The sequence below is a fragment of the Kitasatospora sp. NPDC094015 genome, from assembly GCF_040304075.1.
Taxonomy (GTDB): domain Bacteria; phylum Actinomycetota; class Actinomycetes; order Streptomycetales; family Streptomycetaceae; genus Kitasatospora.
The window spans coordinates 176,420-190,131 of the sequence record NZ_JBEOUL010000011.1 but is presented as its reverse complement, the minus strand read 5'-3'; the positions used below and the strand labels follow the sequence as shown (position 1 = coordinate 190,131).

Below are 13,712 nucleotides of genomic sequence, written 5' to 3'. Positions count from 1 at the left end.
GAGACCGAGGACGCGACGGACGCGGTGGTGGTCGCCGAGGCCGAGGTGGCCGAGGTCGCCACGGCGGCGCCGCCGCCCAGCATCACGCAGGTCGCGGCAACCGCCAGCGACCGCTTGGTGCGCGTCGTGCGCATGGCCCTGCACCTCCTTCCTGAGGAACCGTCACCCGGGTGGCCGACGCTCGGAAGTACGCCGGGACGGAATCGCCCGGAGCCGGGCTCCTACTGCTGGTTCGACGCGGCCCCCGCAGCGGACTGGGTTCGCATGCAGTTGAATCTTGGATGCTCGGACATCCGGCGACCGGCCGCTCCGGCCACCGAGGCCTGGCGGGCGGTCAGCCCGACCGACCCGGACGCCATTCGGCCCGGGTCGGGCTTTCCGTGGTAGCTTGCTTTGCATGGTAGATGGTTATGCAAGCATGCCGGGCGAGGCCGACGGCCGGGTGGCGAGCCAGCTCCGCAAGGGCGTCCTGGAGTACTGCGTCCTGGCTCTGCTGCGGGACGGCCCTCGCTACGGGGTCGAGCTGCTGGCGGAGCTCGCCCGGGTCGAGGTGATGGCGACCAGCCAAGGCACGATCTACCCCCTGCTGTCCCGGCTCCGCCGGACCGGTCTCGCCGACACCTACCTGCAGGAGTCGGAGAGCGGGCCGCCCCGCCGCTACTACACCCTCACCGACGCCGGACGCGCCGCACTCGCGGAGTTCACCGCCCACTGGCCCGCCTTCCGGGCCGCCGTCGACCACTTCCTCACCCCTGGAGAAACCGCGTGAACGACACCCTGACCCACCCGCTCGTCCGGGCTTTCCTGTCCGCCGTCGAGCAGCGCGTCGTCGCCCTTCCCGAGCAGCAGCGCCGGGAGCTGCTGGCGGACCTGAGCGAGCACATCGAGGTCTCGCTGGCGGAGGCCGGGACGGACCCGTCCGGCAGCGAGGAGGACGCCGTCCGCCGGGTGCTCGGCCTGCTCGGCGCGCCGGCGGACATCGCGGCGGCCGCCCTGGCCGAGGAGCCCGGCGACGGCGCGCCGGTGCCGGCGAGCGGCGGGCACACCGCACTCACCCTGGCCCTGGCCGTGGCGCCGCTGCCGGTCCTGCTCGTCCCCGGCGTCGGCCCGGTGCTCGCCCTGGCCGCCATGGTCACCGCGCTCGTCCGGCTGTGGCGGTCCGCGCAGTGGACCCGGCCCGAGAAGCGGCGCGCGACCCTGCTGCTGCTCTCGCCGCTGCTCACGGTCCCGCTGCTCGTCCTGCTCGGCGCCGTGGCGACCGGTGGCCTGAGCGCGGCCGCGATCCTGGCCGTCGTTGCGCTGGCGCTCGGCCTTCCCGTCGTCGCGACCGTCCTGCTCGGCCGCTCCGCCGCCCGGCTGCGTCGGGCCCACGCACTCTGAACTCCCCTACCGGCCGGTCCCGTTCAAGCGATGGCGGTCGGGCCGCGGCCGGAGGTCAGTGCGCGATCAGCGCCACGTCAGCCCGTTGCGGCACTCTCGTCACAGGCCGGGGAGCAGTCGGACTCCCCGGCTCGGGAGAGGTGCCCGGAGCGGCTCATCGGGTGCCAGGCCGGCAACGGCCGAGCAGGGTCCGTACGGGCCCGCGCAGGTTCGAATCCTGCCCTCTCCGCCCTGCCCGCGCCCTGCCCGCGCCGGGCCGCTGCCTGGCCACCGCCGGACCGCCGCCGGACCGCCGCCGGACCGCTCAGTCGATCAGCACCCCAGGGTTCAGCACCCCGTGGGGGTCGAGCGCGCGCTTCGCGGCCCGCAGCGCCAGCGCGAACGGCTCGGGGCGCTGCCGGTCGTACCCCGGGCGGTGGTCCCGGCCGACGGCGTGGTGGTGGGTGATGGTGCCCCGGTGCCGGTGCAGCACCTCGCCCGCGACCGCCTTGAGGTCGTCCCAGACCTCGACCTCGGACCCCGGACGCCCGGCGGCGAGCACCGTGAAGTAGGGCGCGGCGCCGTCCGGATAGACGTGCGTGAGGCGGCAGTTGACGAACGCCGGGTGGCCGGTGATCCGCTGCGCGGCCGCGCCCAGCTCGGTCCGGACGGCCTCGATCAGCGCGGGCAACCGGTCCCAGGTGGCCGCCGTCTCGAAGGTCTCCACCACCGCCCCCATCCGGGCCAGCGCGTCCCGCTGGTACGGCATCCGCAGGAACGCCGACCGCCAGGCGTCCACGGCCGCGCCCGCCGGGGCCCCGCGCCCGGCGGCCGGCTCGCCGCCGCGTCCGCCGTGCTCGCGGGCCAGCGCGACGGCCTGCGCGAGCCGGTCCTCGACCGGGCCCCAGGCCGACTCGAACCCGAGCACCAGCACCGCCGAACCGTCCTGCGAGGCCCCGGACATGGCGGCCTCCCCCGCGTCCAGCAGGCGGCAGTTGGCGGGTGTCAGGTCCGACTGGGCGACGGCCCGAACCGCCCGCAGCGCGGCGCCGAGGTCGGCGAAGGACAGCGCGGCGGAGGCCCGGTGGCGGGGGCGCTCCTGCAACCGCAGCCAGGCCTCGGTGATCACCCCGAGGATCCCCTCGGAGCCGAGGAAGAGCCGGTCCGGCGAGGGCCCGGCACCGGAGCCCGGCAGCCGCCAGGACTCCCCCGCACCGGCCGGGGTGACCACCCGCAGCGACTGGGTGAAATCGTCGATGTGGGTGCGGCCGGTGGCGTAGTGCCCGCCGGCCCGGGTGGCGAGCCAGCCCCCGAGGGTGGAGAACTCGAAACTCTGCGGGAAGTGGCGCAGCGTCAGGCCGGACGGGCGCAGCTGGTCCTCCAGCGCCGGGCCGAGGACGCCCGCCTGGATCCGGGCCGCGCGGCTCTCCCGGTCGATCTCCAGCACCCGGTCCAGCCGCCCGAGGTCGAGCGAGAGGACCCCCCGGTGCGCGTCGCCGCGGTACTCCACCCCGCCGGTCACCGACGATCCGCCGCCGTACGGCACCACCGCGACGCCGTGCCGGCCGGCCCAGTCGAGGAGGTCGGCCACGTCCTGGTCGCCGGCGGGGTGGGCGACCAGGTCGGGCAGTCGGGCGGTGCGTCCGCGCAGGGCGCGCATCACGTCGCGGTAGGCCTTGCCCATGGCGTGCGCGGCGCGCTGGTGCGGATCGTCGGTGACCAGGTGCGCCAGCGAGCCCGGCACCGTGACGGCCGGGGCCGCGACGGGGAGGTCGCGGACCTGCGGCACCGGCAGCGGCTTGGCGAGGGTGCCGGGGAGCAGGGCGCCGAGCGCCGCGCACCCGGCGTCGTCGAGCTGCGCGTCCGCCCAGCCCCAGCCCCACCAGGAGCGGGCGCGGGCGGCGGACGGGGCACTGGCGGCGTCGGTCCGTGCGTCGGTCCGTGCGTCGGTCATGGTGTGCGGCTCCTCGGCGGGTCGGGAAGCTGAACTTACCTGGCGGTAAATTACCTTAGGGTAAGATGTCCGCCGTGACCACCAGCCAGTCCGGAGCAGGCACCAAGGGCGTCCCGCGCGCCGACCGCGAGCGGCAGATCCTGGCCGCCGCCACCACCGAGTTCGGCCGCCGCGGCTACGAGGGTGCGTCGCTGGCCGCGATCGCCCAGCAGGTCGGCGTGACCAAGACGCTGCTGCACCAGTACTTCGGGTCCAAGCAGGACCTCTACCTCGCCTGCCTGGCACCGGTCGGCGAACGGCTGATCGGCGCGATGCGCACCGCGATGGCGGAGAGCGGATCGCCGCTGGACGCGCCGCTGGCGGTGCTGCGGGCCGTCTTCACCGCCCTGGAGGGCAGCCGCGAGGGCTGGTTCGTGCTGTACGACTCCACCCAACCGCCGGACGGCGAGGCCGCACTGGCCGCCCGTGACTACCGCGCCGCGATCGACCGGCTCGCGGCGGCCGGCTCCGCCGAGGTCCTGCGCGCCGCCGGACCGGCCGGCACCGCCGCCGGGCGGCCGCTCGACGCCCTCGACCCGCTGGACGCGGACGCGCTGAAGTACGCCTGGCGAGGCCTGGTCACCGGCCTGGTGCACTGGTGGATCCGCCACCCGGAGCAGTCACCGGACGCCATGGCGCAGCGCTGCGCCCGCCTGTTCGCCACTGCGGGCAGCGTCTTCGGCCGGCCACCCGCCGACGCCTGAGCGCCCGTCACGGGACCCACGTCGGCGGGGCCGAGATCAGCCGCCCGCAACTTCGCGGGCCGCGAGCCGGCGAGAAGCTGCAACAACCTCCGGTGCACCTCGGCGCCCCCAGCTCCACCCGCTGCGGCTCGCCGGTCGCGTGCAGCGGACCCAGGGCGGCCGACCGGGGACGGCGCGTACACATCCGGCACGTGGCTCCCCGCACCGACCGGCTCGGCTCAGCACAGCCACCGGCGCACCGCCCCGGGACCGCTCGCCGGGTAGGCCGGGCGCCGCTGTGCCACGATGAAAGGGGTGCGCCGACGAAGGGGGTCGCGGACGGGGTCCTGGAGGTCACCATGCAGGTCGAGACACGCCACAACCCGGGATTCGCGGTCGCCCGGTGCCTGCTCGCCGCAGGCGAGACCCTGGTCGGGCAGTCCGGCGCGATGTACCGCTCCGGACCGGACCTGGAGATCGAGGCGATGGCCCAGGGCGGCATGCTGGCCAGCCTCAAACGGGCCGCCCTCGGCGGCAGTTCGCTCTTCCTCACCCGCTACACCGCGCAGTCCGCACCGAGCTGGGTCGACCTGGTGCACCAACTCCCGGGCGACGTGGCCGGTTTCGAGATCACCGCCGACCGCCCGGTGCAGGTCACCCAGGGGAACTGGCTCGGCTGCTCGGCCGAGGTGACCCCGCAGACCAAATGGGCGGGCATGCACAACTTCCTCGGTGGCGAGGGCGGGTTCGTCCTGCGGATGGAGGGCACCGGCACCGTGATCCTCGGCTGCTACGGCGCGCTGGACACCGTCGACCTGGGGCCGGGCGAGCAGCTGACCGTCGCCGCCGGCCACATCGTCAGCTACGACGCCGGTGTCACGCTGGAGGTCCGCCGGATGGCCCGGGGACGGACCATCCGGTCCCTCAAGACCGGCCAGTTCCTGGTCTGCGACCTGACCGGGCCCGGCCGGGTCCTGCTGCAGACCCGCAGCCCCGGCGACATGGTCTCCTACATCCAGGAGAACCTGCCGAAGCCCGCCACCACCGGGACCGACGGCGACCACGACGGCTGAGCACCGGTGAAGGGTTCTCGCGGCCCGGCGGCGGGTAGGGCGTTTCCCAGGGGATGAGCGTCGAGGGGGGATCCGGATGCACCAGAGGGACGTCCCGGACGAGGTCGCGTCGGCGATGGACGGCGTGCTGGGGTCCGCGGACCTCGCCGTCGCCGTGGTCGGGGTGAGCCGCGCCGAGCAGGACGCCGCGGCCGACGAGCTCACGGAGTCACTGGCGGAGCGGGCGCCGGCACTGGTGGCCACCCGGGTCAAGCCGGACGGCCTGACCCAGGACGCGGGGACGGTCCTGGCCGTCGTGCTCGGCTCCAGCAGCGTCACCGCGCTGGCCACCGGGCTCGCGTCCTGGCTGCGCCGCCGCTCGGAGTTCAGGCTGGTGCTCAAGCGGCGCAGACGCAACGGGGAGACGGTCGAGGTGACCCTCCAGGGCCGTCCCGACGAACACACCGAGCGGATGGTCACGGACTTCCTGGAGGGGTGACGCCGGTGCTGGACCCGGCCCGTACGCTCGCCGTCGTCACCGGGGCGCAGGCCTGGCCCCGGCTGAGCTCCTTCGAGGCGGCGCCCGCCTTCGCGAACTCGGCCACCGCCCTGGCCGAGCACCTCGGCCCGGCCGGGTTCGGGCTCCCCCCGGAGAACGTCCTCGACCTGTTCGACAAGCCGGACGCCGTCGGGCAGTACGACCGGATCGCCGACTTCCTGGACAACCGCGCCAAGGCGCTCGCCGCACCCCACGGCGAAGGGCTGCTCGTGATGTTCCACTACATCGGGCACGGGGCGTTCTTCGGCACCACGCGCGACTACTGCCTGCTGGTCTCGGACACCCGCAGCCCGATGGAGGCCGACACCAGCCTGCGGGTCGCCTCGCTCGACCGCCTGCTGCGCCTGAAGGTGCCGTCGAGCGCCCGGATGCTCTTCCTGGACTGCTGCTTCGCCGCCGAGGCCGCCCGGATCATGCAGGGCAGCGTCGAACAGCAGGTCAGCACGAAGAGCGAGGAGATCCTGACGAGCGATCCGCTGGACCGCGGGGTCGCGCTGTTCTGCGCCGCCGGTGCCAAGGACCCCGCCCGGCTGGCCGGCCGCGACAGCCACACCCTCTGCAACTGGGCCCTCCTCACCGCCCTGCGCACCGGCGACCCGGCCCACCCCGGCCCGCTGACACTCCGCCAGGTCGCGGGGTTGACGACCGGGGTGCTGGCCGGCCTCGGCCGGCCGGACGTCCCCCGGCCGGAGGTGCACGTGCCCAACCAGGCGGCGGGCGATCTCGCCGCGGTCCGCCTCTTCCCCAACCCGGCGGCCCCGACCGACGGGACGCCGGCGTCCGGGGGCACGCCGCAGCTGCCGGTGTACCGGACGCCGACCGTCGACTTCGAGAAGGAGCTGGCCGCCGCCCTGGCGGACGTGGGCCCAGTCCGTCACTTCCAGCGGCACGGCGCGGGCCGCCCGTCGGGAATGGTCAGCAGCGCGGCGGCCTACCACGGCGTGGACGCCGACGAGATCCTCGCCGTCTGGCAGACCAGGAGAGGCTTCGTCAACCAGGCCGAGAGCCTGATCTTCACCCGGAGCGGCATCCGCGCCAAGGACCGGTCGAAGGAACTCAGCCTGAGCTACGACCTCTTCCCGGGCTGCACCTTCTCGACCGGCTACCGGTTCGAGCCGAGCAGCGCCGCCGGGCGGGTCCCCAGCAGCCACTACTACTGGCTGGAGGTCGAGCACCCCGGCGGGACGTGGCAGAGCCGGTGGATGGAGTACAGAGGAGACATCCAGAACCTCACCAACCTCCTCAAACTCATCCAGCGGCTCAAGTCGTAGCACTCTCCGGCTCGGGCACCGGTCGGGCCCGCGGCGGTGGGCGAGGTCCTTCCTGTCCTCAGTGCACGCAGAACTCGTTGCCCTCCGGGTCCGCCATCACCACCCACGCGCCGGCCGGCTCGTGGACCTCGCGCAGCACGACCGCGCCCAGCGCACGAAGGCGCTCGACCTCGTCCGTCCGCCGGCCCGCGGGGCCGTGCAGGTCGATGTGCAGGCGGTTCTTGCCGGTCTTGCGCTCCGAGGCGGGCACCCGGTTGAAGAGCACCCGGCGCCCTAGGCCGGCCCCGCTCTCCGGGTCGTACGGCTCCTCGGGGTGGCGCACCCCGGCCGCGTCCCGCCAGGCGCGCCGGCCGTGGTGGTCGACGACGAGCTCGGGCGGGATCGCGCCGAGGTCGAGCAGCTTCCCGATCAGGACGCTGTGGTCCTCGACCCGGTAGCCGAGCGCGGCGGCCCAGAAATCGGCCTGGGCGTGCGGGTCGTGCGTGTCGACGACGAGCTTCCAATGCAGTGGGGCTGGATTCATGGTCACCATTTGTAGACGGCGTCACCGACATCGCGGCGCTGCGACCCGCGCCGGCCGGGCGACTGCCTGACGTGCCGTCACGTCACCGTCGGACCGGGGGCTTAGGTTGTGGTCGTCGGCGACGACGGCAGTGACAGCGGCGGGAAAGGCGATGCGATGGGTTACGCGAAGGTCAACGGACTCTCCCTCTACTTCGAGGAGCACGGCGCCGGCAGGCCGCTGGTGCTGCTCCACGGCGGGGTCGGCAGCGGCGAAATGTTCGCCCTCGTGCTGCCTGCGCTGGCCGAGCACCACCGGGTGGTGCTGGTCGACCTCCAGAGCCACGGGCGGACCGCCGACATCGACCGCCCGCTGCGCCCGGAGCTGATGGCGGACGACATCGCCGGGCTGATCGAGCACCTCGGCCTGGGCCAGGCCGATCTCCTGGGCTACTCCGTCGGCGCGGACGTGGCGCTGCGCACCGCGATCCAGCACCCCGGCATGGTGCGCCGGCTGGTGCTGATCTCCACCCCCGCCCGGCGCACCGGCTGGCACCCGGAGGTCCTGGCGGGGATGGACGCGATGAGCGCGGAGAGCGCCGAGACGATGCGGCGGTCACCGCTCCACGAGGTCTACGCCCGGGTCGCCCCGAACCCGGCCGACTGGCCGGTCCTGGTCGGCCGGATCGCCGAGCTGAAGAAGCTGGACTACGACTGGACGGCCGAGATCGCCGCCCTCACCACCCCCACCCTGCTGGTCTTCGGGGACGCCGACGCCGTGCGCCCCGCGCACATGGTGGAGTTCTTCGGCCTGCTCGGCGGTGGCCTGCGGGACGCCGGCTGGGACGGATCAGGACGCCCCGCATCCCGGCTGGCGGTGCTTCCGGGCGCCACCCACTACGACATCCTGACGTCCCCGGGGTTGGCCGGCGCCGTCCTGCCGTTCCTCGACTGAGGGGGCGTCACGCGCCGGGGCCACCGCCCGGTTCAAGGCCGGCCAGCAGGTCCAGGACCTGCTGCCAGCCGGCCACCCTGGCGGCGGCGTTGCCCGCGCGGGTGCCGCCGAGCTGGAGGTGGGCGTCGGCCGCGGGCAGGAACGGTCGGGTGCCGGCCGCCAGGTAGGGGACGATGCCGACACCGTGGCCGGCCGCCGGGTACACGATCTCCTGGTGCGGGTGGCTGTCGTGGGCCGCGTCGAGTGCCTGGCCGATCCGGCGGGCGGAGTCGGCGGAGGGCCAGAGCGCGTCCTCGGCGCCCGCCAGGGCCAGCACCGGCCCGCCGATCCGGTCGAGCGGGACGGGGCCCTGCGGGACGGGCCTGCCGCCCAGCGTCCAGGCGTCGCCGCCGGTCGGGAACATCCCGGGGGTGACCTCCGCCGAGGGCGCGTAGACGATCACGCCGTGGACCAGGTCCGGCCGGTCCTGGCCGAGCAGCAGGGCGGCCTCGCTGCCGCGGGAGTAGCCGACGGCGACCAGCTGCGCCGGGTCCGCCCCCGGCTGGGCGGCCAGCAGACCGGCGGCGGTGGCGAAGTACTCCAGCGGGATGTCGTGCAGGGTGTCGGGAAGCCCGGCGTGGTGGAAGTACCCCAGGGCGAGCGCCGGGTAGCCCCGGGAGGCGAGCAGGGCCGCCGCGTACACCTGGTCGACGCCGATGTCCCCCTCGGAGCCGCCGAACAGCAGCACCGCCGGGTGCCGCGCGGTGCCGGGCGGGGGCAGGAACAGCGCGCCGGCGACCCGGTCCGCCGCCGTGGTCAGCTCCCGGTAGCTCACCCCGTCCGCCTGCAGCCGCCGGGTCACGTCCCTGGCCGCGAGCTGCTTGCCGTGCGCGGAGACCTCGATCCGCACCTGGAACGAGGGCTTCGCCTGCGGGAGGCTCGGGGCGAACGACGCCTGCTCCGGGTCGCCCGAGGGCGGGTTCATCGACCAGAGCAGGCCCGCACCGTCCACCCCCTGGTACGTGCCGGAGAGCGGCGCCGTGGTGTCGGGCGCGACCACACCGTGGGCGTCCGCCCGGAAGACGGCGCGGGACTGCCAGGAGACCGACCGGTAGTCCGCCGCGGTGGCCGCGACCGTGACCTCCTCGCCCGGCGCCAGCCCCGTGATCCGCAGCCGTACCGGCTGGTCCGCCAAGGTGCTCGCGGCGTCGACCTCGATCACCGCAGCACCACCGCGGGCCGGAGCTCCCCCGCACCCGGCCAGGCCCGCGCCCAGCACCACCGCCAGTACGACGGCACTCCCCCGCCCCCACCGCATCCCAGCGCCCCCGCTCGTCGAGGCTGTCCACGATCCTCACCAACCGGCCCACCCGTCAAGGGCGTTGAATTACGTGGCGGCCGCCGCGGAGTCGGGGGCCCGCCATATCCGAACAGACGTTCACTTCTGGGTCCGTGCACCCCGGGGTGACTGTCCGCACAGGTCAGGACACGCCCGTGGTGGGTATCACCCCGGCATGGCCCGTTCGACCCATCCATCGGGAGTGCGCCGGCCCGGCCCGGCGCGGGGCGGCCGACCGGGCGGCGTACGACCCACGGACCGCGCCGCCGGCGCTCCGGAGCCCCGATGACCGGGCTGCCGCTGGCCGTCGACCCGACCAGCGGGTCCTCCCTGCTCGCGGGCTTCGGCGCCCTCGCCGTACTGGTGGTGATCTTCGCCGAGTCGGGACTGCTGGTGGTCGGCTTCTTCCTCCCCGGCGACACCCTGCTGCTGCCCGCCGGGGTCCTCTGCGCGGCCGGCCACACCTCGGGGCCGCACCTCTCGCTCTGGCAGGTGATGCTCTGCGCCGCCGTGGGGGCCGTGGCCGGGGCCCAGGTCGGCTTCCTCATCGGACGGCACGGCGGCCGCTCGGCCCTGGCCCGCAGCCCCCGCCTGAGATCCGCGGCGGCCCGGGGGGAGGCGCTGCTGCGCCGCTACGGCTACCGCAAGGCGATCCTGATCGGGCGCTTCGTCCCGCTGATCCGCACGGTGCTCAGCCCGATGGCGGGCATCCTGGACGTCCCCACCCGCACCTTCACCGTGTGGCAGATCGTCGCGGGCCTGCTCTGGTCGCAGAGTCTGGTCCTCGCCGGCTACTGGCTGGGCGCCGCCGTCCCGGGCATCGAGAACTACCTGTGGCTACTGGTCGGAGCGGTCGTGGCGCTCTCACTCCTGCCGGTCCTGCTCCGACCCCGCCACCACTCCGACTGAAACACCACCCTCCGAACCGTAAAGACTGCCCGGCGCGAGGGGGACGGCTCATCGGGCGTTGTCGGCGACGTCGGGCACACTGCGCCGTATCAACTCGGTGACCGCGCACGACTACGCCTGGATCCGCACCTCGCCGCTCTTCCGCCACATGATGGGCAACGGATACACCGTGACGCTGGTACGGGGGCGGAGCCCGCAGGAGGTGCTGGGTGCGATGGCGGCGGAACCGCGCGGCACCGGGGAGGGCACGGCCGGGCTGATCGAGGCGAACGACGCTCACCGTGCCGGGCTCGATGACGACTACTGGGACGAGTCCTACGTCGCGGGCGCCTTCGAGGCCCCGGGCGAGGGCGGCGACTGGACAGTTGTCCTCGGCTTCGACGGTGGCCTCGGGATGCCGTGTGCGGACATGCTGTCGGAGGGCGGCCGGGTCGTGGCGCACTCGAGCAACGGCGGCAAGCCCATCCACCTCTTCCACCGGTACGAGGACAGCGAGCTCCGCACGACGTTCGAGGGCCCGTCGGCGCGGGACGGCAGCAACCCCGACGAACTGGTTCCCCTGATGCGGGACATCGGCTTCCCGCTGACCCCCGAGGGAGAGCACGACGAGAACGCGCCGGCCGTCGACGGAAAGGCGGCGGTCCTCGCCCTGGCCGAGCGACTCACCGGCATCCGCGTCACCGAGTCCCTCCTCCAGGACGCCACGTACGCACTGGGACTCGTCCCCGAACAGCCCGCCGAGGAGTGGACCCGGATGGTCGTCGACATCACCGACGCCCACGGCGAGCGGCTGTACCAGGAGTGGACCTACGAGGAGGTCGCGGCGGCTTCCGACCGCGCACGGGCTGCCGCGAACGCGCCGGTCGTGATCACCTGCAACGAGCCTCCCGCCACGGATCGTTCGGAGCACGGGACCGGTGAGTAGCGAACGGGCCGGTGGTGGGTGGGTGCCCCGGGCCGGTCAGGCGGTCGGGTGGGCGCGGGTGAAGACGTCCTGGCCGACCATGGTGGCCTCCCAGGCGTCCGCCGCGGGGGCGGGCCTGGTGAGCAGCCACATGGCGGTGATCCGCTGGTCCTGCTCGAAGTACTGGCCGCTCCAGCTGGTCACCGAGCCCTCGTCGGTCTCCTGGTTGTGCCAGGCGACCGTCCAGCCGATGGCGGACCCCTGCTCCGGCCGGTCGGCCGGGCGGCAGCGGCCGGCGAGGTCGAAGCGGCCGACCACGTGGCCGGTGCCCGAGGTGTAGGCGCCGCTCACGCTCCCGGACGGGTCGACGGCGAGCTGCAGGTGGGATCCGAACTGGTTGTACCAGTCGCCGGCGATGGTCATCGGTCAGCCTCTCTCCCGGTGGCCCCCGGGCGGAGCCCCGGTCTCATCCTGACCCGGCCCGCGGCGCTCCGCACACCAACCCGTCCGGCGGGTTCACCCGCGCGGCGCTCAGGTCAGGTGGCCGTCCGGGCCGACGGTCCCGATCCGGCGGCCGGTGATCCCCTGCGGGCGGATCCGGATCCACAGCGGGCGCTTCCCGCCGGCCCACGGTTCGGCGCCGCCGTGCCGTTCCACCGTCCGGACGGCCTCCGGGTCCTCGATCCGCTCCGCCGTCCCGGTGACCAGGACGCTCCAGCCGGTGCCGGTCCGGTCGTCGATCCGGTCGACCTGGAAGGAGGCCCGGGTGCCCGGGGCGAGCGCGGCGACACCCCCGGGGGCGGTGCGGTAGACGACCGTCCCCGCGTCCGTCGCGTAGTTGACCGGGACCACCAGCGGGCTCGGCGCGGCCGCCACCGCGATCCGCCCGATGCCGCGCGGGCCGACCTTCTGCCAGCACTCCTGCTCGGTGAGGCGCAGCAGCGCGGCCTGCCCCGGTGGGTGCCCGGCCGGACGCCCGGTGTGGCCGGGCGAGGGGTCGGCCGGCCCGTCGAGCAGGTCGCGGTAGTCGACCCCGAGGGCGGCGGCGACCCGGCGCAGCCCGTCCGCGTCGAACTGCGGTCCGGCCTCGGTCACCCGCCGGAGGTAGCGCGGGTCCATCCCGGCCCGCTTGGCCAACTCCGGTTCGCCGATGCCGAGTCGGTCGCGGGTGTCGGCGATCCGTCGGCGGACGGCGGCCAGGTCGACCGGCGGCTCGGCGGACGGCTGGGCGGGCGGCTCGGCGGAGCCCGGTCCGGGGGTCTGCGGCATGGCGCGCCCGGGGCTCAGGCCGACGGGACGACGGCGACCGGGCAGTGGGCGTGGTGCACGACGGCCTGGCTGACCGAGCCCAGACGGCCGAACAGGCTGTCGGACCTGCGGTGCCGGCCGACCACGACCAACTGGTGCGTCTTGGACAGGGCGACCAGTTGCTTGGCCGCGCCGGACCGGACCGCGTCCTCCTCGACCGGCACCTCGGGGTACTTCTGCTGCCAGCCGGCCATCACCTCGGAGAGCAGTCGCTGCTCCTCGGCGGCGACGTGCCCCGACTCGTACACCGGCGGCATCGAGTGGCCCGGGCCGAGGAGCAGGGGGTAGCTCCAGGCGTGGACGGCGCGCAGCGGCAGGCCGCGCCGGCCGGCGGTCTCGAAGGCGAAGCGGAGCACCCCCTCGTCGGGTTCCCTCGCCTCCACGCCGACCGCGACGCCGTCGGTGGCCAGCAGGTCGGGTGCCCGTACGACGACCACCGGGCAGGCGGCGCGCGCCGCGACGTGCAGGGTGGTGGAGCCGACGAGCAGTTCGTGGAAGCCGCCGGTGCCGCGCGAGCCCACCACCAGCAGGCCGGCCTGGGTGGCGAGCTCGATCAGGGTGTCGCGGGGGCTGGCGTCCAGCAGGGCGCTGCTGACGTCCAGGTCCTGGTGCCGGGCGACGGCGCGTTCCACCAGTTCCCGCAGCGTCTGCGAGCCGGCCTGCCGGGAGGCCTCGGCGTCCGCCGGGTCCGGGTCCTGGTGCGGTTCCCACTCCCAGGCGTGCACGAGGTGCAGGCGCATCCCGCGGGCCCGCGCCTCGTCCGCGGCCCAGTCGACGGCGGGACCCGCGCTCGCGGGATCATCGACCCCGACGATCACCGGACGTGCCATGACACCCTCCTTCGCTCGGCCGCCCCCTCCCTCGATCGTCGGACCCCGCCCCCGCCCCGGCAACCGGCGG

The 13,712-nt window shown here is 74.7% G+C and carries 15 protein-coding genes and 1 tRNA gene; 10 read left to right on the top strand and 6 right to left on the bottom strand.

Annotated features, from left to right (window positions below; translation table 11 throughout):
* Positions 1–418: 418 nt before the first annotated feature.
* The 3 genes from ABT014_RS16730 to ABT014_RS16720 all read left to right on the top strand — a co-directional run bounded on the left by ABT014_RS16730 (position 419) and on the right by ABT014_RS16720 (position 1,609).
* Positions 419–769 carry a PadR family transcriptional regulator gene (locus tag ABT014_RS16730; protein ID WP_350639499.1) on the top strand — a complete coding sequence of 117 codons (351 nt, stop codon included), beginning with the start codon at positions 419–421 and terminating at the stop codon, positions 767–769.
* The gene (locus tag ABT014_RS16725; RefSeq protein WP_350639498.1) at positions 766–1,380 is read left to right on the top strand and encodes an HAAS signaling domain-containing protein; all 615 of its coding nucleotides are present in this window, start codon (positions 766–768) and stop codon (positions 1,378–1,380) included. The genes ABT014_RS16730 and ABT014_RS16725 overlap by 4 nt, the downstream gene beginning before the upstream one ends.
* Positions 1,381–1,514: 134 nt before the next feature.
* Positions 1,515–1,609, top strand: a tRNA-Cys gene (locus tag ABT014_RS16720).
* A gap of 75 nt (positions 1,610–1,684) precedes the next feature.
* Here the strand turns inward: ABT014_RS16720 and ABT014_RS16715 are convergent.
* Positions 1,685–3,313 carry an FAD-binding oxidoreductase gene (locus ABT014_RS16715; RefSeq protein ID WP_350639497.1) on the bottom strand — a complete coding sequence of 543 codons (1,629 nt, stop codon included), beginning with the start codon at positions 3,311–3,313 and terminating at the stop codon, positions 1,685–1,687.
* Positions 3,314–3,387: 74 nt separating this feature from the next.
* Here ABT014_RS16715 and ABT014_RS16710 point away from each other — a divergent pair, with 74 nt between their 5' ends.
* The 4 genes from ABT014_RS16710 (at position 3,388) to ABT014_RS16695 (ending at position 6,917) form a co-directional block, all read left to right on the top strand.
* Entirely contained in the window at positions 3,388–4,056 is a 669-nt protein-coding gene (locus ABT014_RS16710; RefSeq protein ID WP_350639496.1) for a TetR/AcrR family transcriptional regulator, read from the top strand.
* Positions 4,057–4,394: 338 nt separating this feature from the next.
* Positions 4,395–5,108: a TIGR00266 family protein gene (locus ABT014_RS16705; protein WP_350639495.1), complete on the top strand. Its 714-nt coding sequence runs from the start codon at positions 4,395–4,397 to the stop codon at positions 5,106–5,108.
* 76 nt (positions 5,109–5,184) lie between these two features.
* The gene (locus tag ABT014_RS16700; RefSeq protein WP_350639494.1) at positions 5,185–5,586 is read left to right on the top strand and encodes an effector-associated constant component EACC1; all 402 of its coding nucleotides are present in this window, start codon (positions 5,185–5,187) and stop codon (positions 5,584–5,586) included.
* Complete coding sequence (locus ABT014_RS16695) at positions 5,583–6,917, top strand: hypothetical protein (protein ID WP_350639493.1); 1,335 nt, start codon at positions 5,583–5,585, stop codon at positions 6,915–6,917. The genes ABT014_RS16700 and ABT014_RS16695 overlap by 4 nt, the downstream gene beginning before the upstream one ends.
* Positions 6,918–6,975: 58 nt before the next feature.
* Here ABT014_RS16695 and ABT014_RS16690 read toward each other — a convergent pair whose 3' ends face one another.
* Positions 6,976–7,440 (bottom strand): VOC family protein, encoded by a 465-nt coding sequence (locus tag ABT014_RS16690; RefSeq protein ID WP_350639492.1) that lies wholly within the window; start codon positions 7,438–7,440, stop codon positions 6,976–6,978.
* Between the two features lie 156 nt (positions 7,441–7,596).
* Between ABT014_RS16690 and ABT014_RS16685 the strand changes: the two genes are divergently transcribed.
* Positions 7,597–8,373, top strand: coding sequence for an alpha/beta fold hydrolase (locus ABT014_RS16685; protein WP_350639491.1), 777 nt, complete (start codon positions 7,597–7,599; stop codon positions 8,371–8,373).
* 7 nt (positions 8,374–8,380) lie between these two features.
* On the opposite strand, the gene ABT014_RS16680 is transcribed toward ABT014_RS16685, so the two are convergent.
* Positions 8,381–9,574 (bottom strand): acyl-CoA thioesterase/BAAT N-terminal domain-containing protein, encoded by a 1,194-nt coding sequence (locus ABT014_RS16680; RefSeq protein WP_350639490.1) that lies wholly within the window; start codon positions 9,572–9,574, stop codon positions 8,381–8,383.
* Positions 9,575–9,976: 402 nt separating this feature from the next.
* Here ABT014_RS16680 and ABT014_RS16675 point away from each other — a divergent pair, with 402 nt between their 5' ends.
* Both ABT014_RS16675 and ABT014_RS16670 read left to right on the top strand, forming a co-directional pair.
* Positions 9,977–10,600, top strand: a complete 624-nt coding sequence (locus ABT014_RS16675) for a DedA family protein (protein ID WP_350639489.1) — start codon at positions 9,977–9,979, stop codon at positions 10,598–10,600.
* 88 nt (positions 10,601–10,688) lie between these two features.
* On the top strand, positions 10,689–11,525 hold the full coding sequence (locus ABT014_RS16670) for a DUF6461 domain-containing protein (RefSeq protein ID WP_350639502.1): 837 nt from the start codon (positions 10,689–10,691) through the stop codon (positions 11,523–11,525).
* Between the two features lie 36 nt (positions 11,526–11,561).
* On the opposite strand, the gene ABT014_RS16665 is transcribed toward ABT014_RS16670, so the two are convergent.
* From ABT014_RS16665 to ABT014_RS16655, 3 genes are all read right to left on the bottom strand, one after another.
* A complete protein-coding gene (locus ABT014_RS16665) occupies positions 11,562–11,927 on the bottom strand; it encodes an avidin/streptavidin family protein (protein WP_350639488.1) in 366 nt (121 codons plus the stop codon).
* Between the two features lie 108 nt (positions 11,928–12,035).
* Entirely contained in the window at positions 12,036–12,773 is a 738-nt protein-coding gene (locus ABT014_RS16660) for a helix-turn-helix domain-containing protein (RefSeq protein WP_350639487.1), read from the bottom strand.
* A gap of 14 nt (positions 12,774–12,787) precedes the next feature.
* Positions 12,788–13,642: a universal stress protein gene (locus tag ABT014_RS16655; RefSeq protein WP_350639486.1), complete on the bottom strand. Its 855-nt coding sequence runs from the start codon at positions 13,640–13,642 to the stop codon at positions 12,788–12,790.
* Positions 13,643–13,712: the final 70 nt, after the last annotated feature.